The organism is Sunxiuqinia elliptica (assembly GCF_900113005.1).
GTDB lineage: Bacteria > Bacteroidota > Bacteroidia > Bacteroidales > Prolixibacteraceae > Sunxiuqinia > Sunxiuqinia elliptica.
Map to the genome: position 1 here is coordinate 103,535 of NZ_FONW01000002.1, position 24,706 is coordinate 128,240.

Annotated in this window: 22 protein-coding genes; 17 read left to right on the forward strand and 5 right to left on the reverse strand. The window is 42.2% G+C overall.

Features of this window, described 5'->3' with window-relative positions:
• The first annotated feature begins 19 nt into the window (after window positions 1-19).
• The 5 genes from BM156_RS20745 to BM156_RS05150 all read left to right on the forward strand — a co-directional run bounded on the left by BM156_RS20745 (window position 20) and on the right by BM156_RS05150 (window position 6,548).
• Complete coding sequence (locus tag BM156_RS20745; protein WP_212733422.1) at window positions 20-511, forward strand: Dps family protein; 492 nt, start codon at window positions 20-22, stop codon at window positions 509-511.
• Window positions 512-768: 257 nt separating this feature from the next.
• Complete coding sequence (locus BM156_RS05135; RefSeq protein ID WP_093918776.1) at window positions 769-2,604, forward strand: DNA topoisomerase IV subunit B; 1,836 nt, start codon at window positions 769-771, stop codon at window positions 2,602-2,604.
• A 53-nt stretch (window positions 2,605-2,657) separates the two neighbouring features.
• Window positions 2,658-5,282 carry a DNA gyrase/topoisomerase IV subunit A gene (locus tag BM156_RS05140; RefSeq protein WP_212733423.1) on the forward strand — a complete coding sequence of 875 codons (2,625 nt, stop codon included), beginning with the start codon at window positions 2,658-2,660 and terminating at the stop codon, window positions 5,280-5,282.
• A complete protein-coding gene (locus BM156_RS05145; protein ID WP_093918778.1) occupies window positions 5,282-5,791 on the forward strand; it encodes a shikimate kinase in 510 nt (169 codons plus the stop codon). Before BM156_RS05140 ends, BM156_RS05145 begins: the two co-directional genes overlap by 1 nt.
• Window positions 5,784-6,548, forward strand: a complete 765-nt coding sequence (locus BM156_RS05150) for an MBL fold metallo-hydrolase (RefSeq protein WP_244525711.1) — start codon at window positions 5,784-5,786, stop codon at window positions 6,546-6,548. Before BM156_RS05145 ends, BM156_RS05150 begins: the two co-directional genes overlap by 8 nt.
• A 10-nt stretch (window positions 6,549-6,558) precedes the next feature.
• On the opposite strand, the gene BM156_RS05155 is transcribed toward BM156_RS05150, so the two are convergent.
• The 5 genes from BM156_RS05155 to BM156_RS05175 form a co-directional block, all read right to left on the reverse strand.
• A complete protein-coding gene (locus BM156_RS05155) occupies window positions 6,559-7,113 on the reverse strand; it encodes an outer membrane beta-barrel protein (protein WP_093918779.1) in 555 nt (184 codons plus the stop codon).
• Window positions 7,114-7,369: 256 nt separating this feature from the next.
• Window positions 7,370-7,567: a cold-shock protein gene (locus tag BM156_RS05160; protein ID WP_093918780.1), complete on the reverse strand. Its 198-nt coding sequence runs from the start codon at window positions 7,565-7,567 to the stop codon at window positions 7,370-7,372.
• Window positions 7,568-7,581: 14 nt separating this feature from the next.
• Window positions 7,582-7,917 carry an RNA recognition motif domain-containing protein gene (locus BM156_RS05165; protein WP_093918781.1) on the reverse strand — a complete coding sequence of 112 codons (336 nt, stop codon included), beginning with the start codon at window positions 7,915-7,917 and terminating at the stop codon, window positions 7,582-7,584.
• Window positions 7,918-8,314: 397 nt separating this feature from the next.
• A complete protein-coding gene (locus tag BM156_RS05170) occupies window positions 8,315-9,634 on the reverse strand; it encodes an aspartate kinase (RefSeq protein WP_093918782.1) in 1,320 nt (439 codons plus the stop codon).
• A 722-nt stretch (window positions 9,635-10,356) separates the two neighbouring features.
• Window positions 10,357-11,073 (reverse strand): GntR family transcriptional regulator, encoded by a 717-nt coding sequence (locus BM156_RS05175; RefSeq protein WP_093918783.1) that lies wholly within the window; start codon window positions 11,071-11,073, stop codon window positions 10,357-10,359.
• Window positions 11,074-11,352: 279 nt separating this feature from the next.
• Here BM156_RS05175 and BM156_RS05180 point away from each other — a divergent pair, with 279 nt between their 5' ends.
• The 12 genes from BM156_RS05180 to BM156_RS05235 all read left to right on the forward strand — a co-directional run bounded on the left by BM156_RS05180 (window position 11,353) and on the right by BM156_RS05235 (window position 24,647).
• Window positions 11,353-12,681, forward strand: coding sequence for a dihydrolipoamide acetyltransferase family protein (locus BM156_RS05180; protein WP_093918784.1), 1,329 nt, complete (start codon window positions 11,353-11,355; stop codon window positions 12,679-12,681).
• A gap of 61 nt (window positions 12,682-12,742) precedes the next feature.
• The gene (lpdA, locus tag BM156_RS05185) at window positions 12,743-14,104 is read left to right on the forward strand and encodes a dihydrolipoyl dehydrogenase (protein WP_093918785.1); all 1,362 of its coding nucleotides are present in this window, start codon (window positions 12,743-12,745) and stop codon (window positions 14,102-14,104) included.
• Between the two features lie 34 nt (window positions 14,105-14,138).
• Window positions 14,139-14,528: a four helix bundle protein gene (locus BM156_RS05190; RefSeq protein ID WP_093918786.1), complete on the forward strand. Its 390-nt coding sequence runs from the start codon at window positions 14,139-14,141 to the stop codon at window positions 14,526-14,528.
• Between the two features lie 136 nt (window positions 14,529-14,664).
• Entirely contained in the window at window positions 14,665-17,136 is a 2,472-nt protein-coding gene (locus tag BM156_RS05195; protein WP_093918787.1) for an alpha-ketoacid dehydrogenase subunit alpha/beta, read from the forward strand.
• A gap of 212 nt (window positions 17,137-17,348) precedes the next feature.
• Complete coding sequence (locus tag BM156_RS05200; RefSeq protein WP_093918788.1) at window positions 17,349-17,879, forward strand: hypothetical protein; 531 nt, start codon at window positions 17,349-17,351, stop codon at window positions 17,877-17,879.
• 85 nt (window positions 17,880-17,964) lie between these two features.
• Window positions 17,965-18,699 (forward strand): hypothetical protein, encoded by a 735-nt coding sequence (locus BM156_RS05205; RefSeq protein ID WP_093918789.1) that lies wholly within the window; start codon window positions 17,965-17,967, stop codon window positions 18,697-18,699.
• A 323-nt stretch (window positions 18,700-19,022) separates the two neighbouring features.
• Window positions 19,023-19,475, forward strand: coding sequence for a hypothetical protein (locus tag BM156_RS05210; protein ID WP_093918790.1), 453 nt, complete (start codon window positions 19,023-19,025; stop codon window positions 19,473-19,475).
• Between the two features lie 91 nt (window positions 19,476-19,566).
• Window positions 19,567-20,295: an aspartate/glutamate racemase family protein gene (locus BM156_RS05215; RefSeq protein ID WP_093918791.1), complete on the forward strand. Its 729-nt coding sequence runs from the start codon at window positions 19,567-19,569 to the stop codon at window positions 20,293-20,295.
• Window positions 20,296-20,373: 78 nt separating this feature from the next.
• Complete coding sequence (locus BM156_RS05220; protein WP_212733424.1) at window positions 20,374-21,390, forward strand: adenosine deaminase; 1,017 nt, start codon at window positions 20,374-20,376, stop codon at window positions 21,388-21,390.
• A gap of 135 nt (window positions 21,391-21,525) precedes the next feature.
• Entirely contained in the window at window positions 21,526-22,788 is a 1,263-nt protein-coding gene (locus BM156_RS05225; RefSeq protein ID WP_093918792.1) for a DUF438 domain-containing protein, read from the forward strand.
• On the forward strand, window positions 22,781-23,305 hold the full coding sequence (locus BM156_RS05230; protein WP_093918793.1) for a DUF1858 domain-containing protein: 525 nt from the start codon (window positions 22,781-22,783) through the stop codon (window positions 23,303-23,305). The genes BM156_RS05225 and BM156_RS05230 overlap by 8 nt, the downstream gene beginning before the upstream one ends.
• A 112-nt stretch (window positions 23,306-23,417) precedes the next feature.
• Window positions 23,418-24,647, forward strand: a complete 1,230-nt coding sequence (locus BM156_RS05235; RefSeq protein ID WP_212733425.1) for a PHP domain-containing protein — start codon at window positions 23,418-23,420, stop codon at window positions 24,645-24,647.
• Window positions 24,648-24,706 lie beyond the last annotated feature (59 nt).

Genomic DNA, 24,706 nt, shown 5'->3' on the forward strand with positions numbered 1-24,706 from the left:
AATAAGAATAGAAAATACCATGGAAACTAAAGAGAAAACATTTGTACGCCTAGGATTTAATCAAAAAGACACTTCAGAGTTAATTGAGCAGATCAATCTGTTGATCTCCAGTTATCATGTTCACTATCAAAAACTCAGAAATTTTCATTGGAATGTAACGGGGAAAGACTTTTTTGATTTGCACGAAAAGTTTGAGGAATTGTACGATTTTGCAAAAGTAAATATCGATGATTTGGCTGAACGAGTTCGCGTTTTCGGGGCAATTCCAACGGCAACCTTACAAGCCTATCTGGATGCATCGAAAATTGCAGAGCCCGAAGGTGTCCCATCACCAGACGATATGGTGGATCAGGTCTTAAGCGATTTTGAGATTTTGCTCTCGCAAATGATCAATGTGCTTGAAACGGCCAATGATTTGGGCGATGTCTCGACAATTGATTTGGTGAATTCGATGGTTAAACAAACTGAAAAATATTATTGGATGTTTACTTCGTGGCTGGAAGAGAAATAGCTTAAAATCCTAGCAGGATTTATTTGATGATGGTCGGTAGTTTTCTGCCGACCTTTTTTTATCCGATTTAATTTATTTCAGCAGAAATAAGCTGCGATGACATCGCTTTTTTTGGGAACAATGATTCAATATGATTATTTTTACGAGCTTGATCAATTAAACCCAAGTTTTCAACTGTTCGCTGTTAATTATTGACAAAATAGTGAAACTTTAAGGGTCTTTTGTTTTCTTTATATTTGTGACAAATTGCAATAAGTATGACTCCTAATTACGATGAAGGTTCGATTAGAACACTTGATTGGCAGGAACATATCCGGAAGCGTCCCGGAATGTATATCGGAAAGCTCGGAGATGGAACTGCCTCTGATGATGGAATTTATGTGCTCTTGAAAGAAGTCATGGACAACTCAGTTGATGAGTTCATGATGGGATTTGGAAAACGAATCGAGGTTCAGATTTCCAATGAGTTAGTAAGTGTACGAGATTACGGCCGGGGGATTCCGTTGGGAAAGCTACTCGATGTCGCATCAAAAATGAATACAGGAGCCAAGTACGATTCCAAGGTATTTAAGAAGTCAGTAGGATTGAATGGTGTTGGTATCAAGGCGGTTAATGCACTATCCTCTGAGTTTACGATAAGGGCTTTTCGAGAAGGACAAGTGAAAGAGATCGTTTTCTCTTCCGGGAAAGTGATTGAGGAAAAAGAGCTGGCGGCTACGGATGAACCCAACGGTACTTCAGTTGCATTTGTGCCTGATCCGGAGATTTTCAAGAATTTTCGTTTCCGCAATGACTATGTGGAAAGCATGATGAAAAACTATTGTTTCCTGAATGCTGGTCTTGTCATTGTTTGCAATGGTGAGCGCTTTCAGTCGAAAAATGGATTGAGGGACTTGCTGGAGGAAAACCTGGACGCTGATTCGCTTTACCCAATTATTCATTTGAAAGGGGAAGATATTGAAGCAGCATTAACACATGGGAATCAATACGGAGAAGATTACTATTCTTTTGTCAATGGACAGCATACAACGCAGGGGGGGACTCACTTATTGGCTTTCCGCGAAGCAATTGTAAAAACAGTTCGCGAGTTTTATAAAAAAGATTTTGATCCCTCTGACATTCGGGCATCAATTATTGCCGCAATCAGCATTAAGGTTGAAGAGCCGGTGTTTGAATCGCAAACGAAAACGAAGTTGGGTTCAAAAGATATCGGGCCAGAAGGACCTAGCGTTAGGCATCATGTGCTGACCTTCGTGCAAAAAGAACTGGATAATTATTTGCACAAGAACCAGGACGTTGCAGAAGTTTTGCTTCGGCGTATCCAAGAATCGGAACGCGAGCGAAAAGCGATTTCCGGAATTAAGAAGCTGGCAAAGCAGCGGGCCAAAAAAGCCAGCTTGCATAACAAAAAGCTGCGCGATTGTCGTGTTCATTACAACAGCAACAAAGAGCGCAAAGAAGAAACCTCCATTTTCATCACCGAGGGAGATTCGGCAAGTGGGTCCATCACGAAATCACGCGACGTAAATACGCAAGCGGTGTTTAGTTTGAAAGGAAAACCGCTGAATACTTATGGTTTAACGAAGAAGGTGGTTTATGAAAACGAAGAATTTAACCTACTGCAGGCAGCGCTCAATATTGAAGAGAGCATGGAAGACCTGCGCTACAACAAAGTGATTATTGCAACCGATGCCGATGTTGACGGCATGCACATTCGTTTGCTTTTGATCACATTCTTTTTGCAGTTTTTCCCTGAATTAGTAAAAAAAGGGCATCTCTATATTTTGCAGACACCTTTGTTCCGGGTAAGGAATAAGAAGAAAACATTTTATTGTTATTCCGATGAAGAGCGATTAGCTGCGGTCAAAGCTGTTGGCGCAAAACCGGAGATTACCCGATTCAAAGGGTTGGGAGAAATCTCTCCCGATGAGTTTAAGAACTTTATTGGACCGGATATCCGCTTGGACCCGGTGCAGATGAAGAAACATGAATCGGTTTCACAGATGCTTGCATTTTACATGGGGAAAAATACTCCCGATCGGCAGGAGTTCATTATCGATAATTTGTATGTCGAAAAAGATGAAGTAAACTGATCTCATTTCGAATGAGCTTTTTTTACTGAAGTTTTACTTTTAATCAGATTGTTGTGGCAGAAGAGGAAAAAAATAAAGAAAATCAGCAGATTGAACAAGGTGATAGCATTACATATTTATCAGGAATGTACCAGGATTGGTTTCTTGATTATGCTTCCTATGTTATTCTGGAGCGGGCAGTTCCGTATGTGAATGATGGACTAAAACCGGTGCAGCGTCGTATTTTGCATGCCATGCGCGAGATGGATGATGGCAGGTACAATAAGGTGGCCAATATCATCGGGCAAACCATGCAGTATCACCCGCATGGCGATGCATCAATTGGCGATGCACTTGTGCAATTGGGACAAAAGGAATTGTTGATTGATAGCCAGGGAAACTGGGGAAACATTCTGACCGGTGACGGATCAGCAGCTCCTCGTTATATTGAAGCGCGTTTGTCAAAGTTTGCTTTGGAGGTGATCTTCAATCCAAAAACGACAAACTGGAAACTGTCCTATGATGGACGGAATAAAGAACCGATTACGCTTCCTGTTAAATTCCCCCTTTTATTGGCGCAAGGGGTTGAGGGGATTGCCGTTGGATTGGCTTCCAAAATTCTTCCCCACAACTTTAATGAATTGATCGATGCTTCTATTGCCTACCTGAAAGAAGAGGAATTTGAAATTCTTCCCGACTTTCCAACGGGCGGTTCGGCTGACTTTTCAAAATATAACGATGGCCTAAGGGGAGGTGCTGTTAAGGTTCGGGCTAAGATTGATAAAGTGGATAACAAGACTTTGGCAATTACTGAACTTCCATTTGGAAAGACTACTACCACCTTGATTGAGTCAATCATTAAAGCCAATGACAAGAACAAAATTAAGGTCAAGCGAATTGATGATAATACGGCTGATAGAGTTGAAATTTTAGTTCATCTCGGAGCTGGTGTTTCTTCAGATAAGACCATTGATGCTTTGTATGCTTTCACGGATTGTGAGGTTTCAATTTCGCCTAATGCTTGTATCATTGAAAATGATAAACCCTTGTTTATTGGTGTTAGCGAAATTCTAATTCGCAATACCAATCAAACCCGAAGCCTCTTAAAACTGGAACTTGAAATTCGAAAGCGGGAGTTAGAGGAGTCTTGGCATTTTGCATCGTTGGAGAAAATATTTATCGAAGAGCGAATTTATAAGGATAAAGAGTTTGAGCAGGCCGAAAGTATGGATGAAGCCATTGCGCACATCGATAAGCGACTCGATCCTTGGAAACCCCAACTGATGCGGGAGATTACTCGTGATGATATTCTGAAATTGATGGAGATTCGTATGGCTCGCATCCTGAAATTCAATACGGATAAAGCCAATAACTATATTCAATCAATTGAGGATGAGATTGAAGAAATTAAACGTAAGATTGAAAGGATTACGGATTTTACAATCGAATACTTCCAGCGAATCAAAGATAAATATGGAAAAGATCGGCAGCGAAAAACAGAGATTCGAAGCTTTGAAAATATTGTAGCAAGCAAAGTTGTGGTGGCTAACGAAAAGCTTTATTTCGACAAAGAAGAAGGTTTTATGGGAACCAGCTTGCGTAAGGCTGAATATGTTTGCGACTGTTCGGATATTGATGATATCATCGTATTCAGACGGGACGGAACCTATTTCATAACGAAGGTGGCAGACAAAGCTTTTATCGGGAAAAATATCCAGCACATTGCGGTGTTTAAGAAAAATGATAAACGGACCATTTATAACGTTGTTTATCGTGATGGGCGCCAAGGAACCTTTTACATGAAGCGCTTTGCAGTTACTGGAATGACACGCGATAAAGAGTATGACCTAACAAAAGGGACTACTGGTTCACGCATTTGGTACTTCAGTGCTAACCCGAATGGAGAAGCAGAAGTGTTGAAAGTTACCTTGAAGCACAAGGCTCGCCTGAAAAAACTGAATTTTGAAATCGATTTTAGTGAGCTAGCCATTAAAGGCCGTGGGGCCATGGGGAATATACTCACCAAAAATGATGTTCATAAAATTAGTTTGAAAGAGAAAGGTGTTTCAACGCTTGGTGGCCGGAAAATCTGGTTCGACCCCGATGTATACCGTTTGAATTCTGATTCAAGAGGGAAGTTCCTGGGCGAATTCCAAGGCGAAGATAAAATCCTGGTGTTGTATAAAAATGGAGATTACCAGTTGTACAACTTCGATTTGTCGAACCACTTTGATCCTGATATTTTAACCATTGAGAAGTTCGATAGTAAGAAAATTCTTTCGGTGGTTTATTATGATGCTGAGCTCGAGTTTTACTATGTGAAGCGTTTTGAAATTGATGAAATCATGGGGCGCCGTATTGGTTTTATTGGCGATCATGTAGACAATAAATTGGTGAGTGTAACTTGGGTGCGTTACCCTCGTTTGGAGATAGAGTTTGGAGGAAAGAATGTTTCGCGCGATAATGAGATCATTGAGGTCTCTGAGTTTATTGGAGTAAAGTCGCATAAGGCCAGGGGAAAACGGCTGACAAACTACGAAGTAGAGAACATTAAGGAGATTGAGCCTGTTATCAAGGATGAAGATGATAAACCCCAGGATGAGGTTGTCGAAGAAGGAGATGTTGAAGATGACGTTCCTTTTGAAGTTGATCGGCCTGGAGATGAGGAAGATGATAAAAATCAAATGTCGTTATTTTAATGAAGGTTTTTTTGATAGGATACATGGGGTGCGGAAAATCCACCATGGGACGTAAATTGTCCGAGCGTTTGGATGTCGCATTCATCGATCTGGATAAATATATTGAGCAGAAGTACTTTAAAACAATCCCCCAGATTTTTGAAGAAGAAGGGGAGGCTGAGTTTCGTTTAAAAGAACAGGCCGCACTGAAAGAGGTGGCTGAGTTTGACGATGTCATTGTTGCAACCGGTGGTGGTGCGCCTTGCTTTTTCGATAATATGGAGGTAATGAATCAAGCTGGGTTGTGCGTTTTCTTGGATGTTGATGCTGAAGAGTTGGCTCATCGGTTAATTCACTCGAAAACTGAACGCCCGCTAATTAAAGGGAAATCTCCGGAAGAGCTTGTTGACTTCATCTTGGAAATGATGAAAAAGCGGAGGCCTTTTTACGAAAAGGCGCGGTGTGTGTTAAAAGGAAAGGAAATTGCTCCCGAGCAAGTTGTTGCAGAAATAGAGAAGCGAAGTGAGTAAAATTGAAATTTGTGCCTTGGCTTCTGGAAGCAATGGAAATTGCTATTACATTGGTAACGATAAAGAAGCCCTGTTGGTTGATGCGGGTTTATCGGCCAGGCAGTTACAAATGCGTTTAGCGGAGAGACAGATCGACCAGCGAAAAATTAAAGCCGTCTTAATTACCCACGAACATAGTGATCATTGTCGGGGAGCAAGGGTGCTGGGAAAACGTTTCCAAATTCCTGTTTACTTGACGAAAAAGACTTTCTTGGCGATGCGGAAAGCTGTTCAACCTGAAACGCCGAGATGGTTTGAGCCCAATCAGGACTTCCAGGTAGGCGAGTTTTTAGTTACTCCATTTGCCAAACAGCATGATGCCGCTGATGCTTGTTCTTTTCGGATTTCTTATGCCGGAAAGCATGTTGGTGTAATGACTGATATTGGGGAAGCTTGCGACCGTGTAAAAGAGCAGTTCAGTCAGTGTCATGCAGTGTTTCTGGAGAGTAATTACGATCATGATATGTTGATGAATGGTCCTTATCCTTACTATTTGAAGCAGCGGGTTTCTTCCAGCCGTGGGCATTTGTCAAATGAGCAAGCTTGTGACTTATTGCAGGATCATGCAGGGGCAGAGCTACACACGATTTTTTTGAGCCACCTTTCAGGCGAAAATAATACTCCCGAAAAAGCCTATGCTGTTTTCGAGCCCTTGAGCACAACCTATCGTATTGAGTTGACTTCCCGACATGGATCAACCGAACTCGTTGAGATATAACAATACAGACTTAGAAGGTATAATTCACAAAGAATTGCCAACCTCTGAAGTCAAGTGCAGAATTACTTCTTGCAACCTCTATCGAATATCTACCTTCCATACTCCAGTGTTTTAAGGGATGAATAGAGAGACCGACCAAAAGGCTAAGCGGCCTTTCCTCCAAGCTTCTTTCGTGCCCTTGAAGATTATTTGTCGGATTGTATTCTAATTTGTGATTTAATCTAAATCCGATTTGCCCTCCGGAATAAATAGCGATCTGTTTGATTGGTTGGAGCTGAATAAAAATGGGGATGTCCAAGTAGCTTCCTTTGGCTTTTACTTCCCACGAATCTCGATAAGGTCTTTCAAAGGCTTTCTTTGCAAAGAGGAATTCGGTTTGGATGGATATAAATTTATATACTTTAAAATTCGAAAACGCTCCGAATTGGTACTTTCCGATTGGATCATCTAGTTCATAATTAGAGTAGAAATAGTTTGGTCCCAATTTAAATCCAAATGTGCTGTTTTGGGCAATTGATAAGCTTGTTACAAATAGAAATAAGATAAGTAGATAATATTTCTTCATAGCAATTAGGTTTAGTGTGCGCTTTGCTTCTAATCTAACTGGGGGAACTCTAAAATTAATGAAAAAAATATTTATGAAATGGAGAGCATTTGTGTTTTTCAACAAATAACACGTCTGTAGCTATTTGGATATGTGAGGGTGGCTTTTAGGCCATAAAAAAAGCCTGATCAATGATCAGACTTTTAATCAAACAAGTAGTGAAAAATATCGTTAATTGAAGGAGCTGACTTCGAAAGTCCCCGCCCCAATTTCAGAATTAGTCTACTTTAGTAACGTTCGTTGCGATTGGGCCTTTGTTTCCTTGGCCAACCTCAAACTCTACAGTTTCATCTGGCTCTAAGCCAGCGTAGGCGTCAGCTAACCCAGAACGGTGAACAAAGAGGTCTTTGTCTTCTTCTGTTAGGATAAATCCATATCCTTTGGTAGCGTCATACCATTTTACAGTACCTTTCATAATCAAACTCCTAATTAGTAATTTGATCTGAAATTGTTGTCTCTACGGCCATAGCCGCCACCGCCACGGTTGTTTCCGCCACGGAAGCCACCACCACGGTTGTCTCTCTTTTTCTCGATAGACTCGTTAACAACCATTGTGCGACCTTCGACATCAGCGCCATTCAATTCTTCAATGGCTTTTTTTGCTTGCTCAGCGTCAGGCATTTCAACAAAACCGAAACCTTTACTTCTTCCAGTAAATTTGTCTGTGATTAGCTTTACAGAGCTTAATTCACCGTACTCCTCAAAAATCTCACGCATATCATCTTCAGTGATTGCGTAATTGAGGTTTCCTACAAAAATGTTCATAATCAGTATTAAAATAAAAATGTGATGTGGCAAATGTAGATTAATTTTGCTTCTAAAAAAATAAAATGAGAAAAATAAACGAATAATTTCTCTTTTTTCTTTTTGTTGATAATCAATAATAAAGAACTACTTCAATTTTTCGAATTGATGAGAATAGAAGTCAGGTATTTAGTTGTTTGCTTTTGTAAAGGGCGGTTGCTGTACTATAAGTTCTTTCTTTAAGAAAAGTGTGCTGGTGGGAGCTTTATGAGTATGAAAAGGGAGGAATTGTAATTTTTGGCCGATTTTAAATAAACCAGCCAGCTCTTAAAACCAGTTCAATGCTTTTTGGTTGTTGCATTCTTTGGATGAAAGCATTTTCAGTTTTTGGAGCCGGCTGGCTGAGGTGTATTAAGTCTTATTCAGTTTCCAGCAGGTTGTCGCTAATAGCCTGCAGGGTTTGTTGTTTGTATTTACTGTGAACAAGAACAGAGATGTTGTTTCGACTTCCTCCATAAGAGATCATTCGGATTGGAATGCCTTCAAGTGCATTGAATACAGTTGCTCCAAAACCGCGTTCTTCTTGAATAATATCGCCAACAATGCAAATAATGGTTTGGTCTTCATCAACTTCAACTTCTCCGTATTCTTTTAGCTCTCGAACAATGTCGGGGAGAGTACTCGGAGTGTCAACAGTTAGTGAGACGGCAACCTCTGAGGTTGAAATCATATCAATTGGTGTTTTGAAGAACTCGAAGATTTCAAAGACATTCTTCAGGAAACCGTAGGCCATTAACATACGGTCAGAGCGAATTTTAATGGCTGTAATACCGTCTTTTGCCGCGACCGCTTTAATTCCTGTTCCACTGCTTTTTGATGTGATTAAGGTCCCCGTGTCAGATGGATTCATCGTATTCTTTAACCGAACCGGAATATTGTGCAACTTAGCTGGTAAAACGGTTTGGGGATGCAAAATCTTTGCTCCAAAATAAGCAAGCTCGGCAGCTTCATTGAACGAAAGTTGCTCAATCTTTTTGGTGTTATTGACAAAGCGGGGATCATTATTGTGAAAACCATCAATGTCTGTCCAGATTTGAACTTCGGAAGCATTCAGCGCAGCTCCAATTAATGACGCAGTGTAGTCAGAGCCACCTCGTTGTAAATTGTCAATCTCATTCTGATCGTTGCGGCAAATAAAACCTTGCGTAATGTAGTAGTCGGCTTCACCTACTTTTTGTAGAACCTGATCAATGTTTTGTGTAATTGCATCCAGATCTGCTGCTTTTTCTGAATCAATACGCATGAAATCAAGCGCAGGAAGCAATTTGGTTTTGTGCCCATTTTCAAGCATTAGCTGGGTGAATAACCCAGTTGAAATGAGCTCTCCTTGTGCCAGTATTGTTTTTTCCTGAATTTCACTAAAAGTTCCTCCGGCTTGTTTGCGGATGGTGTCAAAGCACTGTTTTATAATTTTGAGGCCTTCCTGTTTTCGAGTTGCAGCCTGGAATAGGTTATCAACAACGTCTTTGTACGTTTGCTCAAGTTTACCAATCTTGGAACGAGCTGCATCTTTATTCTTCTTGTACAAATAGTCCGAAATTTCCACTAAAGCATTTGTTGTGCCTGACATTGCAGACAGAACAACCAGCTTTTTCTCTCCATCAGTAATCAGTTGCATTACAGCGTTCATGTTCTCAACGCTACCAACTGAAGTACCTCCAAATTTTAAAACTTTCATTCGTTTATATTTTAAATTTTCATCGGTTACTCATATGGGGTAGACTTCAGGTTGAAATACCACACATTGGAGTAATAATTCCACTTCCTGTAACGCAGGAAGGTCAATCAATTTTTCTTGAAATGCTTACGAAAAACACTGTCGCATTCCTAGAGTTCAATTTTTTGATTTTCGGGTAGCAAAGATTAAAATTTTTTGCTGATTTATAAAGTGTTATTTTATTCGAGTGGATTAATATTCGTAAAAAATGCATAAATATTAGTTGTTTTTTTGGTAGCTTTTTTCCTGTTTTTGTAACTTATTGTATATGAGAAGGCAAAATACAGGACGTAATGCTAAAGGAGGATGCATTGTTTCAACGAGCTTTGTATGATTATTTGTTAAGAAGCTGTTTAAGTTTTATTGCTCATCTTGTTTTGACTTATTTTGAGATGGATTTTTTGATTTTTCGTTGCAGGTTTAGCGGGCTAAATCAAGAAGTGAAAAGTGAAAAAGAGACAAACAAGTAGTAAAGATCATCTAAACGGCTTCTAAATAATTTAGGTGTTGTAGAATATCTTAATTATTTGTGAAATAGTCGTTAACTTTGAGTACAAAGATTTTTGGTGGATGTCCAATCTCTTCTCAAGAGATTTATGTGCAGCTAGGGGTGGATGCACGGATGTCCACCTTTCTTTTTGCATATAAGTGAGTAACTGGCTTTCTATTTTGCTTCCCTTTTTCTAGAAATGGCCAAATATGGTGTGCTTTTCAGAGTTGAAAAAGATGGTTGAATAGATGTGAAACCCTTCCCGGTTGGTGTTGAGTTTTCGCTCCATATATAAGACGGGAGCACCTTCTTCCAACTTCAGCAATTTACCAATCTTGGCAGTTGCTCGAATGGCTTTCAGCTTTTGTTCGCCTCCTTTAACCTCAATCTGATAGTTATTTCTCAGAACCTCAAACAAGGATTTGTTTTCTAAGGTACGGCTGGTGAAACGAGATAATCGAATGTTGGGAATGTGGTTGATATCATAGAAAATCGGCTGTTCGTTGACAAAGCGTAGGCGTTCAATATAAACACAGCCAAAGTCTTTCTCGGCTTCGGAAAGCTCAAAGCTAAACGGATCGGGCCATGCCGTGATTTTGGGCTTTTGAAGAATTTGGGTTTGCAAATATTGTTTGCCAATAGCTGATGAAGTGCCGGAGATCGACAAAATACCAATGTCCTGTGGTGGTTTCTGTACGATGCTGCCTTTCCCTTGCTTTTTGTAAATAAAACCTTCTTGGACCAAGGTTTCAAGTGCGTGGCGCACAGTTGGTCGGGTAACCCCATGTACCGCGCAGAGTTCATTTTCGGACGGCAGCAAACTGCCTTCCTCATAAATCCCTGAAATAATGTGACGTCGAAGGGTTTCGTACAGCTTTTTATACTGTGGTATTTTGTTGTTTGTAGACATAGGTTAGAGTTTGATAAGCAAAATTAAGAAAAATAATGAATTTTGCACTATTGACTTGTATATACAAGTTGAATGTTTTAAGTTTGAAGTCTTGAATCGAATAGGTGTCTCTTAATAGTTGTTATATAGACTGTTTAAGTGAAAGTTTGTTTGTTGGTTGTATGTTATAACAAGTTGGTGAGTTTGGTTGAATGATAGCAGATGCCACAAGCGAATGAAAACCTTGAACCAAGAAATAACCAGCTAAGAAGAATCAAAAAACTTTTGAAATAAATACTTATGGCAAGTCCAGTAATTATGCCTCGGCAGGGGCAGTCTGTTGAAACCTGTATCATTGGACAGTGGTACAAAGCAGTTGGAGAGCAGGTAAAAGTAGGTGATATCCTGTTTTCTTATGAAACTGATAAAGCTTCGTTTGAAGAGGAAGCAAAAGAAGATGGCGAATTGTTAGCCATTTTTTATGAAGAAGGTGATGAAGTTCCGGTACTGGTGAATGTGGCAGTACTGGGAAAAGCAGGAGAGTCCGTTGATGAGTTTCGCCCGGGCAGTGTAAGTCGTGAAGAAGTCTCTGAAGAGCCAGAAGCCGAAGAGCAACAAGCAACTAAAGAACTTTCTGTAGAACCAGAAGTTATTATTGCCAATGAAGCAGGTGAAGGGCGTTTGCGGATCTCTCCAAGGGCAAAAGTAATGGCTGAAAAGCTTGGTGTTTCGGTAAGCAAGGTGAAGGGAACTGGGCCTCAGGGACGCATCATTGCCCGTGATATTGAACAGGCAGCAGCAGCTCTGCCGCAGATGACTCGCTTGGCGCAAGAAAAGGCAGCGACGGAGAAATTGGTGGCTGGCGAGGCTGAAACAGGAATTGGCGGACGTATAGCAGCAGAAAACCTGGTCGAATATCAATCGGTTTATGGCGATGATTTTGAAGTGAAAAAGCTGAGCAATATGCGGAAGCTGATTGCCAAATCGATGCATCAGTCGCTACAAAATTCAGCTCAGTTAACGCACCATATGAGTGCCGATGCTCGTCGTATCATGGCTCTGCGCAAGCAGCTTAAGGCGAAACTTGAAGCAGGTGAATTGAACCAAAATATCACCATCAATGACTTGGTGTGTTATGCCGTTATTCAGGCATTAAAGAAATTTCCACAAGTAAATACCCATTTCCTGGGAGACAGCATGCGCTGGTTTAAAAAGGTGCATTTGGGCTTGGCTGTTGATACGGACCGGGGACTGATGGTTCCTGCAATCCGGCAGGCCGATGACTTATCGCTGGAAGGACTTTCGTCTCAATTGGCTGCAGTGGCGGCTCAATGTCGTAAGGGGAATGTTAATCCTGAACTGTTGAAGCCGGAAGCTGCAAGTTTTACGGTTTCCAACTTGGGGAATTATGGGGTTGAAATGTTTACGCCAGTGATTAACCTGCCGCAGACGGCTATTTTGGGTGTTTGTACCATTGTGCCGCGTCCGAAAGATTTAGGTGATGGCGTGTACGGCTTTGTTCCGATGATGGGCTTGTCTTTAACCTACGACCACCAAGCATTGGATGGCGGCGAAGCAACCTTGTTCCTTCGCGAGGTAAAAGACCAAATTGAAAACCTGACTATTTAGATATTCGGATATCAGATGATCTGAGAATCCAGAAATCCAATAATCTAGACAATCTAAAACAATGAGTAATAAATTCGATATAGCCATTCTAGGGGGCGGTCCTGCGGGTTACGTTGCAGCCGAACGGGCAGGAGCCAAAGGAATGCGTGTAATACTATTTGATAAAAGAGCTTTAGGGGGAGTCTGTCTGAATGAAGGATGTATTCCTACCAAAACGTTGTTGAACTCGGCCAAGGTGTTGGAGAATGCGAAGGAGGCAAGTAAGTATGGGATTCAGCTCGAAGGCTCAATTATGGCCGACTTTGGTAAGATTATGAAGCGGAAAGATAAAGTTGTCCGCAAGCTTGTTGCCGGAGTCAAAGCCAAAATGAAGCATGCCAAGGCGGAAGTTGTTATGGCCGAAGCTGTTGTTAAAGAAAAGCGGGGAGATGTTATTACGCTCGTGGCTGATGGCAATGAATATCAGGCGACTCGTTTGCTGGTTTGTTCCGGTTCTGAGGCAGCTGTTCCGCCAATTCCAGGGCTGGATTCGAGCAATGTTCTGACGAATCGTGAGATCCTACAATTGAAAACCTTACCCCAAAGCCTGGTAATTATTGGTGGAGGGGTTATTGGATCTGAGTTTGCCGATTTCTTCAATGCAATGGGGACGAAAGTGACTGTGATTGAAATGTTGCCGGAGATTCTGACGGGAGTGGACGAGGATATTGCTGCTTTTGTTCGCAAAGAATTTACGCAGCGTGGAATTGACTACCACCTGAATGCTAAAGTAACCGAGTTAAAAGGCAAAGAAGTCTTTTTTGAAAAAGATGGAAAGCTGCAGTCCATCACTGGCGATGAGGTGTTGCTGTCGGTTGGACGCCGACCAAATGTGGCAGGTATTGGCTTGGAGAATATTGGCGTAGAGTTTACTCCTAAGGGAATTAAAATAGATGGAAACTGCCGCACAAACATTCCGAATATATATGCAGCAGGAGATGTTACCGGCTTTTCGTTGTTGGCTCACACGGCTAGTCGTGAGGCTGAAGTAGCGGTCAATCATATGCTGGGACGAAAAGATGTTATGCGTTACCAAGCCATTCCGGGAGTTGTTTACACCCATCCTGAAATTGCAGGTGTCGGACTGACGGAATCTGCTGCGAAGGCAAAAGGAATTGAAGTGGAAACCAGGCAGCTGCCCATGGCTTATGCCGGACGTTTTCTCGCAGAGAATGAAGGGAAGGATGGCTTTTGTAAAGTGATTGTCGGAAAGAAATACAAGGAAATCTTAGGAATCCACATGGTGGGCGGTGCCTGCTCTGAAATGATTTGGGGAGCTTGTGCCTTAATTGAAGCTCAATTCCGGGTTCAGGATGTTGAGGAAGTGGTGTTCCCACACCCAACAGTTAGTGAGATTATTAAAGAAACGATATTCCAGTTTTAGAGAGTTTTAAGTTCAATATTCCAAATTTCAAGTTATGGCGACGGTTGAACGTTTTGAAGACTTAAAAGTGTGGCAGTTGGCGCGTGAGTTTTGCAAGCTGATTCATCAGTTTACGTTGAACGATGAGTTCAGTAGCGACTTCAAGCTGGTAAGTCAAATTAGAGCTTCATCGGGCTCCATCATGGATAATATTGCGGAAGGATTTGAGCGGGATGGTAATAAAGAGTTCTGTCAATTTTTGTCTTTTTCGAAAGGTTCTTGCGGAGAAGCCCGTTCTCAGCTTTATCGTGCATTGGATGCTGGCTATATCTCAAAAGCCGGTTTTGATCAGGCTTATAATCAGGCTATGGAAATTCGCAAGATGCTGAGTGGGCTTATGTCCTATCTGAAAAAGTCTGATTTGAAAGGAAGGAAATTCAAATAATTGCCGAGCTTAACTTGGAACTTGGAACTTGAAACCTGGAACTTGAAATAAGAAGATAAAAGTATAAATGAGTCTTTGGTCAATAGGTTATTCAATTTTTGATAACTAAAAGCTAAAAACTGAAAACTAATTTAACATGCCTAAAGTACAATTTATTGATCCTAAGGAAGTGAGGAAGGCTGGAGAAGTTACCTTCAAGCCAATTCCTGTCAATCAATACAATAAAAGTGTTGAGGAGGAGAAAGCCAATTTCTCCAATGAGGATTTAGTTCGCATTTACCATGACATGGTTGTCATTCGGGAGTTTGAGACCATGCTTAACGATATAAAAACCAAGGGTGAATACAACGGGATTGCCTATAATCATCCGGGGCCAGCTCACTTGTCGATTGGGCAGGAAGCTGCAGCCGTGGGAATGGCTTACACACTTGGTGTTGAGGATTTTATTTTTGGTTCGCACCGTTCGCATGGCGAAATTCTGGCGAAAGGTTTGTCGGCAATTCACAAACTAACCGATGAGCAACTGACCGAAGTGATGGAAAATCACTTTGATGGAAAGACTTTTGCTCCGGTAAAAGCAAACTTTAAAGGAACGACCAAGGAGTTGGCAGTTCGGTTCCTGATTTATGGAACGTTGGCTGAGATTTTTGCCCGGGAAACTGGATTTAACCGCGGTCTGGGGGGCTCCATGCACGCTTTCTTTACCCCTTTTGGAGTGTATCCAAACAATGCGATTGTCGGAGGATCGGGTGATATTGCAGTTGGTGCTGCACTTTTCAAAAAGGTAAACCGGAAAGATGGAATTGTGGTAGCCAATATTGGTGATGCATCCATGGCCTGTGGCCCGGTTTGGGAAGGTTTGTCGTTCGCAACCATGGACCAGTTTAACCAACTGTGGGAAGGTGATATGAAAGGTGGTTTGCCGCTGATCATCAACATCATGAATAACCAGTATGGTATGGGAGGACAAACCTGTGGCGAAACGATGGGCTACCAGGTTGCAGCGCGTATTGGAGCTGGCTTGAATGATGACCAGCTGCATGCTGAGCGTGTGGATGGCTACAACCCATTGGCTGTTATTGATGCTTATCGTCGTAAACGCAAAATACTTGATGAAAAACGGGGGCCGGTGTTGCTCGACATTCTGACTTACCGGTTTAGCGGACACTCTCCGTCGGATGCTTCCTCTTACCGTTCAAAAGAAGAGATTGAAGCTTGGCAGGCTGTTGACTCAATTATCTGGTTTGGACAGGAGTTGGAAAAAGCAGGTGTTGCAGGTGCTGATGAGCTTAAAAAGATTCAATCAGATACAACAGACTTGATTTCATGGGGATTAAAGTTGTCGACTAACGATGAAGTTTCTCCTTTGATGGATATGGAAAAGTATCCGGAACTCATCGGTGAGATGATGTTCTCCGATGAGTCGGTTGATAGCATGGAGCCGGAAAGAACTCCGGAAGTTAATCATCCGATGGCGGAAAACCCAAGGGTTAAGCAGTTGGTTAAAAAAGAGCGTTTCGCTTTTGATGATCAAGGAAAACCATTTTCAAAGATTAAACAATATGGCTTGCGCGATGGCTTATTCGAAGCAATTGTCGACCGGTTTTATAAAGATCCAACCTTGATTGCCTATGGTGAGGAAAACCGCGATTGGGGAGGTGCTTTTGCCGTTTACCGCGGCCTGACAGAGGCATTGCCTTATCACCGTCTGTTTAATTCACCGATTGCCGAAGCTTCTATCGTAGGTACAGCCATTGGCTATGCCATGTGTGGTGGGCGTGTAATTCCGGAAATTATGTATTGCGATTTCCTGGGGCGCTCAGGGGATGAGGTGTTTAACCAGTTGCCCAAGTGGCAGGCAATGAGCGGTAATGTGATTAAAATGCCGGTGGTGCTTCGTGTGTCAGTTGGCTCTAAATATGGGGCTCAGCATTCGCAGGACTGGACTGCCTTGGCTGCTCACATTCCTGGTCTGAAGGTGGTGTTCCCAGCTACGCCCTACGATGCAAAAGGGCTGATGAATACGGCCTTGCAGGGAACGGACCCCGTTATCTTCTTTGAAAGTCAGCGTATTTATGATATTGGCGAGCAGTTCCATGAAGGTGGTGTGCCCGAAGGATACTACGAGATTCCATTTGGCGACCCGGATGTGAAACGAGAAGGGAGCGACGTAACGATTTTAAGTATCGGCGCCACCCTGTACCGTGCATTGGAAGCTGCTGATCAACTGCAGGATAAATATGCGATGAGTGCCGAGGTGATTGATGCCCGTTCTTTGGTGCCATTCAATTACGAGCCGGTGATCGAGTCGTTGAAAAAGACAGGACGACTTGTAATTACAGGTGATGCTTCGGCAAGAGGTTCATTTATGAAAGAAATGGCTTCTACAATTACCGAATTGGCTTTCGATGAGCTGGATGCTCCACCGGTGGTGGTTGGTTCTCGCAACTGGATTACCCCAGCTTATGAGCTTGAGGAACATTTCTTCCCCCAAGCCGATTGGATTATTGACGCCATTCATGAAAAGATTGTTCCGATTAAGGGACATGTTGTCAGCAATAATTTTACTACAACTGAATTGCTCCGCCGGAATAAAAACGGCATTTAATTGGTGCTTTTTCAGAGCTTTGGACCCCGTGCTGTTGCATGGGGTTTTTTGTTTTGAGGCGAAGTCATTCCTCTTTTCAATGATTTTTCTAAATTCATAGTCGAAATAGCTACTTAAAAATAGATCGGCTATCTTCCAGACTTTGGGTGCTAATTTTAAAGTTGTCTGGAAGTCCGAGTATCTGAAAATCGAATGCCTTAAATCTTAAAACGATGAATAATCTAGCAGTAGGAACAAGGGTGTCGCACCCGGTATATGGCGAAGGAATCATTGCTCGCTCCCATTTGACAATCTATGAGATTTTCTTCGAGCGTGGAGGAAAGTCGGAAATGAGTAAATACAACGAGGATCTGGAGGTGCTCGAAACGCCGGAAACTGAGCCTCGCACTGGATTGTCGCTCGATGAAATTGAAGAAGTGATGAGCTTTGTGCTGGAAAAATACCAGGGAATTACGCACACGGTGAAAATTGGAGAGAAATGGAAAGACGGCGTGATCGAATTAAAGCCCGGAAATCCGGAGTTGCAAGCGAAGGAAATTCCCATCGACACCTTCTTTCATAAGATTGTTATGCTGCGCGACCGGCTGCGGGTACTGGAGCAAAACATCAACAGCCACCCCAAGTTGGATGACGCGGACAAAGTCCAACTGCAACAATACATCTCGCGAGCCTATGGAAGTTTAACAACTTTTAATGTGTTGTTTGCCGAAAAGCAGGATTACTTCAAAGGGCAGGGGAAATAGTTCAACTCAAGAGCGAATCTCATTTGTTGTGCGTTGTGTTCTGTTTTCTTAACTTGAGAATTCATTCACATCAATAAATAAACTTATGGCTAGTTTTCAACCAACGCCCATTCAGATTGAAGATTTGCAGGCCATCTCGATCGAATCATTTAAGCGTCCGGCAATGCCTGTTTCGACTTATTTACAGGAAGCAAACGATTTGTATGTCTGGAGTCAGGATGATCGGGAAAAATTGTTGAGGTTTGATTTGTCTCCGACAATCTTTGATGAGTTAGTGCTTGGAATCAACTTGCTGAGTTATTATCAGGGAGAATGGACGAAAGAGCAGGGGCTAGTCAATCCGACGGTTGAGGCATTCGCAGCTAAAAAGCAGGAGGCGCGAGAGTTGCAACAGCATGTCGTTGCCAGTTTGCGCTTTGCTTTTAGGCGCCATCCCAGTTTGTTACAAAAGCTAAGTTTATCAGTGAGAAGAACACCTTACTCGGCCTGGTATCAATCGTTGAATGATTTGGCGGTCTTAGGAGAGGCTGAATCAGACCTTCTTCTGTCCATTGGTTTTAATCTAGATGAACTGGGGGTGTTACGGCAGTTGGCAACAGAGCTACCGGAATGGCATGCTTTGGCTTCGAAACAAGTTGCCCCATCCAAAGAGCTTCGCGATCGCGCTTACTGTTACCTGAAAAAGCGGGTGGATGACTTGCGTACTTGTGGAAAGTATGTCTTTCGTGAGGATCCTTCCAGGAGGGTCGGTTATGTTAGTCAGTTTATGAGAAGGAAATCCCAGGCTCAAAAACGATCCAGAAGTAATCAAGATAGGTAAGCAGAACGTTTTTTTTTGGCTGAGGAATCATTTTTTTATAAAGAAGAACCATTCTGCATTGCTAAATTTCTATTCTTCATTATGAAAAAAACGTTCTGCATATCGAAAAATGATGCAGGCCAACTTTTTCCTTTGCTGGGGGAGATGTTCCTAAAGCAAGTCTTTGGTTGACTTCAGGAAACTGCTTTCCCTCTGGTAAGTTACGATCCCCAAAATCATCTTTTCTCTAAAATTTAAGCTTGTTTTTACAAACAATTCGAATAAGAGGATGTTTATGTCCTCTAAAAGGGCTTGTGTTTTTTTAAAGAGCAAAATCAAGAGTTATGCAAAAGAGGGGAGCCGCATTTATTTTAGTGTTTTGGGCCGGTTTTGTCAGTGCAATCAGCTTTTTAGAGGCTTGGCTGAAGTTTAAGGCGCCTGGAATTACCCTGCCTTTGGGCTTGGGAATTGGGAAATTGGTATTTGCAGCAATGAATCGTACCGAGTGGGTTTTTTTGCTGCTCTTTGTGGTGGCTGTCGTTTGGTCTCGAAGATCGCCAAGGAAGATTAATCGAACCCAGTTGAGTTTGTTTGTAGGTTTGGTTGTGGTGTTGGCTGTGCAAACTTTTTGGTTGTTGCCGGTGCTTAATCACCGGGCCGATCTGATCATTGCAGGTCAGGTGCCGGGCGGATCGTTGGTGCATATTTTTTACGGAGTTGCAGAGATCTTAAAAGTCGTAAGCTTGTTTGTCTTGGCATTTGTTCTAACAAGGCAAAAAGCAGAAACACATAGATGAGTCGAATAATACTGTAACCAAAATTGCTGAAACTGAAAAAGGATAGTAGGATTTTATTGATCAGTAACCGGTAATTCTAAAATATTAACAGATGAAAACCATTGGAATTTTGGGTGGATTGGGCCCCGAAGCAACAGTCGGCTATTACAAGGAAATCATTAAGGGAGTAAATGAGCAAAGGAATGATGGGAGCTTGAATTACCCGGAAATGGTGATTTACAGTGTGAATATGGCCCGATTTATAGGTTTGCTGGAAAGTGGTAGGCAGGAAGAAGCCGCTGATTATCTGGCTGCTTGTATTAACAAGTTAGGCCATGCGCAAGTCGATTTTGCGGCGATGAGCGCCAATACTCCGCACCTGTTGTTTGAAAATATTCAGTCGAAGGTTACCTTGCCTTTGGTGAGTATTGTTGAGGCTTGCGCGCAAAAAGCAAAGGCTACAGGGGTAAAACGCTGCGGCTTAATTGGCACCCGATTCACGATGGAAGCCGGCTTCTTTTCCGATACTTTCAAGAAATACGACCTGGAAGTTGTTGTTCCCAAGGAGGCTGAACAACAGTTGATCCATGAAAAGCTATTTACCGAGCTGGAGCTGGGCATTTTTAAAGAGGAAACCAAGCTGAAGTTGTTAGCGGTAGTGCAGGAAATGATCGCACGGGATGATATTGATGCGTTGATTTTGGGATGTACAGAATTCCCGGTGATATTTACGGACGATTCATATTTAGGCATTCCGTTTTTGAATACCACAAAAATTCATGTTGATAAACTGTTGGCACTTTGTTACAACGAGGATGATTCGTATTTTACAAAAGCTTAAACCCGAATTTTCCGCTTGCTGTATGCCGATTATTCATAAAAAGAATCAGACCTTTGTAGCAACATTAAAACAGACGAAATGATTACACCATCAGAGTTTATAAAGGGATTGCCCAAAGCAGAATTACATTTGCACATTGAAGGAACACTCGAGCCGGAGCTGTTGTTTGAGCTGGCCGAACGGAACAAAATTCAATTGAAATATGAGTCCGTAGAAGCCTTGAAGGAAGTCTATAATTTTTCCAATTTGCAGGAGTTTCTGGATTTGTATTACGAAGGTGCAAATGTTCTTTTAACAGAGGCTGACTTTTATGATCTCACTTGGGCTTACCTGTTGAAATGCAAGGAACAGCATGTTGATCACACCGAAATCTTTTTTGATCCGCAAACGCATACCGATCGGGGTGTCCTTTTTGCAACAGTCATCAACGGAATTAACCGGGCCTTGCAAGATGGACAAGAGCAGTTGGGAATCAGCTATCGTTTAATCATGTGTTTTTTACGCCACCTCAGCGAAGCATCAGCTTTTGAAAGCTTGAAAGAAGCTTTAGACTACAAAGACCTGATCAGTGGCATTGGGCTTGATTCGTCGGAAAAAGGAAATCCACCAGCCAAATTTGAACGGGTATTTGCACAGGCACGTGCTGAAGGTTTTGATCTTGTAGCACATGCAGGAGAAGAAGGCCCAGCAGCTTATGTCAGCGATGCTTTGAACCTGCTGCAGGTAAAACGCGTTGACCACGGGATTGCCTCAATTAACGATCCGGCGCTAGTTGCTGAACTGGCTAAAACCAAAGTGCCTCTAACGGTGTGTCCGCTATCAAACCTAGCGTTGAAGGCTGTCGATCGATTGGAAGACCATCCGCTAAAAAAATTGATGGACCAAGGTGTGCTAGTTACTATTAATTCAGATGACCCGGCCTACTTTGGAGGATATATGAACGAAAACTACCAGGCTTCGGCTGAGGCGCTTGGGCTGAATAATATGGAGCTGTGTCAGCTAGCCAGAAATTCGTTTGAAGCCAGCTGGTTACCCGAGGAGGAAAAGTCAAAGCATATTCAGGCGGTTGAGCAGTATTGTCGGGAGAATGCTTAGTTGAATAAGAGTCAAGTTGCGGCTCTGGATTGAAGGGGTTTATTGGTTTTGATTTCGTAGGCTCTGAAGCGAGTTCCAAAAATAAACGTTCGCTTCGGAAGAAATGGTATTGAGAATCTTTTTAACAACAATACAATGAGTGAACTGATTAACAATTCCCGTTATCGTAAAGAGCGATTGAAAGAGCTGATTTTAAAGTTACATGAAGGAGAGTCGGCTGCAACAGTAAGAGCAGAGTTGGTCGCTACCCTAAAACACATCCCTTACGGAGAAGTGGTTGAGGTAGAGCAAGAATTGATTCAGGAAGGTTTGCCTGAACAGGAAGTGTTGAAGTTGTGTGATGTGCATGGTGAAGTATTGGAAGGGCACATTGACCTGAGTGCAGCACAGGAAATCCCGGATGGTCATCCGGTTGATGTTTTTATTCAGGAGAATAAAGAGTTGCTGGCCGTTTGCGTACAAGCAACGGAGTGGCTTAATCGCCTGGATGAAGTTGCGGATGCTTCATTTGATGAATACCGTATTCAATTACTGGCTTACTTCAATATGTTGATGGATGTTGATAAGCACTACCAACGCAAAGAATACCTGGTTTTTCCTTATCTTGAAAAGAACGAAATAACAGGACCTCCAAAAGTTATGTGGGGAAAACATGATGAGATCAGGGGACAGTTGAAAGGCTGCATTGATCTTTTACGCATGCCAGAATTAACGAAAGCGGATTTGAGTGACGCTTTGGATTTACTTTTCTTACCCGTATTGAAAGCTTTGACGGATATGGTTCAAAAAGAAGAGGAAATCCTTTTCCCGATGTGTATGGATGTACTGACAACTGAGGATTGGTGGAACATTCATAAGCAAACCTTAGAAATTGGATTTACCTTGTACGATCCTCAGGAAGAGTGGATCCCCGAGGGAATTGAATTGGCTGATGATGCCGGAAGTGCTGGCTCCTTAATGACTGACGGAACGATTCAATTGCCATCAGGTAGTTTCTCGGCGAAAGAGATCATGACAATTCTAAACACTATTTCGGCTGATATGACTTTTGTTGATAAAAACGATAAAGTCAAATATTTTACGCAAGGCAAGCACCGCATTTTTACCCGTAGTCGTTCCATTATTAACCGCGATGTTCGCTTATGTCATCCTCCGGGAAGTGTGCATATTATTGAAAAGATTCTGGAGGACTTTAAGTCGGGAAAGGCTTCTCATGCGCCGTTCTGGATTCAAATGAAAGGTAAATTTATTCATATTGAATATCATGCTTTACGGGATGAAAAAGGAGAATACCTTGGGACATTGGAAGTATCTCAAGATTTAACGCACCTTCGTGAGTTGGAGGGTGAACAACGGATTTTATCATATACTGACCAAAACAAAGAAGCTCATGAGTAAACTTACCATTACCCCAAAAACAAAGATCTATGATTTGTTGGATGCTTATCCGGAGCTGGAAGATGTATTGATTGGTTTGGCTCCACAATTTAAAAAATTGAAGAATCCGGTATTGCGGAAGACAATCACGAAAATTACAAGTCTCAGTCAGGCAGCAACAATTGGCGGATTGAACGTAGAAGAGATGATTAATGTCTTGCGGAAGGAAGTTGGACAAGAGGAAATTGGTTCCTTAACAGAATCAGGGGCAACTTATCAAACAGAGCAGCCCGGCTGGTTCGATGCGACAAAAGTAACTCAATCCATTGATATACGAGAAATGCTGCATGCCGGCGAACAGCCGGTTCATGAAGTGCTTTCAGCAGTTAAGAAATTAAAAGACAAGGAAATCCTGGAGGTCATTGCTCCTTTTATTCCGGCTCCCTTGTTGGACAAGTCGTTGAGCATGAATTATCAGCATTGGTTGAAGAAAGAATCCGCTGAAAAGGTGGTGATCTATTTTGCTAAAATTGACTAGATCGTTTTTGAGACTTGGCGCCTGATTGTTCATACAGGATACCCAAGGATGGCTTTTGTTTGGGATTGTTCTTCTTTTGTCGTAGAATCAAAATACGTAAACAAAGCGATTTATGGACGAATCAATTTTCGATAAATTTCCCGAAGAGCAAAAGTTGTTGGCCAATGCAAAAGAAGCTGACCAAGCTCTTTTGAATGTGAATGGGCATTTTCATACCCCGTATTCTTTCAGTGCTTTTACCGAAATCCGCCAAGTTTTTGAAATGGCCCGTGAGGAGCAAGTAAGCGTGCTGGGAATTAATGATTTCTACACGACTGATGGCTATTCCGAATTCAATGAGTTGGCAAGCAAGTTTAAGGTTTTTCCGCTATTCAACATTGAGTTTATGGGTTTGCAGAAGGATTTACAAGCTGAGGGAGTTCGGGTAAATGACCCCAACAACCCGGGGCGGACCTACTTTAGCGGAAAGGGCTTGAAGTTTCCGGTTGAATTGAATGCCGAGATGGTGGATCGCTTGCTGCGAGTGCAGGATGAGAGCAACCGCCAAACCGGGGAGATGATCGAAAAATTGAATCACTGGCTGAAAGAGTTGGGCGAAGACTTGTCGTTTTCATTTGACCAAATGAAAGCAGATTACGCCAAAAACTTGCTTCGCGAGCGGCATATCGCCAAAGCATTGCGCGAAGCTGTTGCTGCTAAATACCCACAAGCAGAGGACCAGAAAGCATGTTTTGAAAAGATATTTGAAGGGAAAGCACCAAAATCAGAAATGGCTGACTTTGCCGGCTTGGAAAATGAGATCAGGGGGAACTTGTTGAAATCAGGAGGAAAGGCTTTTGTTCCTGAAGATGATCAGGCTTTCCTGAGCTTGGAGCAAGTGATCGAGTTGATCGTTCGGGCAGGAGGAATTCCATGTTACCCCGTGTTGCTCGATAATCCAAAAGGAGAATTTACTGATTTTGAAGGCGATTACAATAAACTGTATGAAAGCCTGCTTGCTAAAAATGTGTATTCAATTGAGCTGATTCCAGGACGAAACAAGCCTGAGATTTTAGAGGAATTTGTCAATTTCTTTAATGAAAGAGGCTTTGTTATCACATTTGGGACAGAGCACAATACACCCAAGTTGGATCCAATTACTGTTTTTGACGGTAATGGACAAGCGCTAAATGCAAACTTGAAGCAAATTGGTTATGAAGGTACCTGCATTGTGGCAGCCCATCAGTATTTAAAAGCTTCAGGCGAAGAGGGCTTCCTGGATGCAGCTGGTAAAGCCAAGCTGGATCAACGTGCCGAATTTATTGCTCTTGGAAATGCCGTGATTCGTCATTTTGTAGATTAGTCAGGGAATTAATGGCTTGAAGATAAGAGTTAAGAACCAAGATGATAGACTTTCGAATT

Excerpts from the sequence above, each read along its gene's own strand:
- BM156_RS05190 (WP_093918786.1), top strand. The coding sequence starts at position 14,139 with ATGGCGACGGTTGAACGTTTTGAAGACTTAAAAGTGTGGCAGTTGGCG.
- BM156_RS05225 (WP_093918792.1), top strand. The coding sequence starts at position 21,526 with ATGAGTGAACTGATTAACAATTCCCGTTATCGTAAAGAGCGATTGAAA.
- BM156_RS05215 (WP_093918791.1), top strand. The coding sequence starts at position 19,567 with ATGAAAACCATTGGAATTTTGGGTGGATTGGGCCCCGAAGCAACAGTC.
- BM156_RS05235 (WP_212733425.1), top strand. The coding sequence starts at position 23,418 with ATGGACGAATCAATTTTCGATAAATTTCCCGAAGAGCAAAAGTTGTTG.
- BM156_RS05210 (WP_093918790.1), top strand. The coding sequence starts at position 19,023 with ATGCAAAAGAGGGGAGCCGCATTTATTTTAGTGTTTTGGGCCGGTTTT.
- BM156_RS05155 (WP_093918779.1), bottom strand. The coding sequence starts at position 7,113 with ATGAAGAAATATTATCTACTTATCTTATTTCTATTTGTAACAAGCTTA.
- BM156_RS05180 (WP_093918784.1), top strand. The coding sequence starts at position 11,353 with ATGGCAAGTCCAGTAATTATGCCTCGGCAGGGGCAGTCTGTTGAAACC.
- BM156_RS05170 (WP_093918782.1), bottom strand. The coding sequence starts at position 9,634 with ATGAAAGTTTTAAAATTTGGAGGTACTTCAGTTGGTAGCGTTGAGAAC.
- BM156_RS05205 (WP_093918789.1), top strand. The coding sequence starts at position 17,965 with ATGGCTAGTTTTCAACCAACGCCCATTCAGATTGAAGATTTGCAGGCC.
- BM156_RS05200 (WP_093918788.1), top strand. The coding sequence starts at position 17,349 with ATGAATAATCTAGCAGTAGGAACAAGGGTGTCGCACCCGGTATATGGC.
- BM156_RS05175 (WP_093918783.1), bottom strand. The coding sequence starts at position 11,073 with ATGTCTACAAACAACAAAATACCACAGTATAAAAAGCTGTACGAAACC.
- BM156_RS05145 (WP_093918778.1), top strand. The coding sequence starts at position 5,282 with ATGAAGGTTTTTTTGATAGGATACATGGGGTGCGGAAAATCCACCATG.
- BM156_RS05160 (WP_093918780.1), bottom strand. The coding sequence starts at position 7,567 with ATGAAAGGTACTGTAAAATGGTATGACGCTACCAAAGGATATGGATTT.
- lpdA (WP_093918785.1), top strand. The coding sequence starts at position 12,743 with ATGAGTAATAAATTCGATATAGCCATTCTAGGGGGCGGTCCTGCGGGT.
- BM156_RS05220 (WP_212733424.1), top strand. The coding sequence starts at position 20,374 with ATGATTACACCATCAGAGTTTATAAAGGGATTGCCCAAAGCAGAATTA.
- BM156_RS05135 (WP_093918776.1), top strand. The coding sequence starts at position 769 with ATGACTCCTAATTACGATGAAGGTTCGATTAGAACACTTGATTGGCAG.
- BM156_RS05230 (WP_093918793.1), top strand. The coding sequence starts at position 22,781 with ATGAGTAAACTTACCATTACCCCAAAAACAAAGATCTATGATTTGTTG.
- BM156_RS05195 (WP_093918787.1), top strand. The coding sequence starts at position 14,665 with ATGCCTAAAGTACAATTTATTGATCCTAAGGAAGTGAGGAAGGCTGGA.
- BM156_RS20745 (WP_212733422.1), top strand. The coding sequence starts at position 20 with ATGGAAACTAAAGAGAAAACATTTGTACGCCTAGGATTTAATCAAAAA.
- BM156_RS05165 (WP_093918781.1), bottom strand. The coding sequence starts at position 7,917 with ATGAACATTTTTGTAGGAAACCTCAATTACGCAATCACTGAAGATGAT.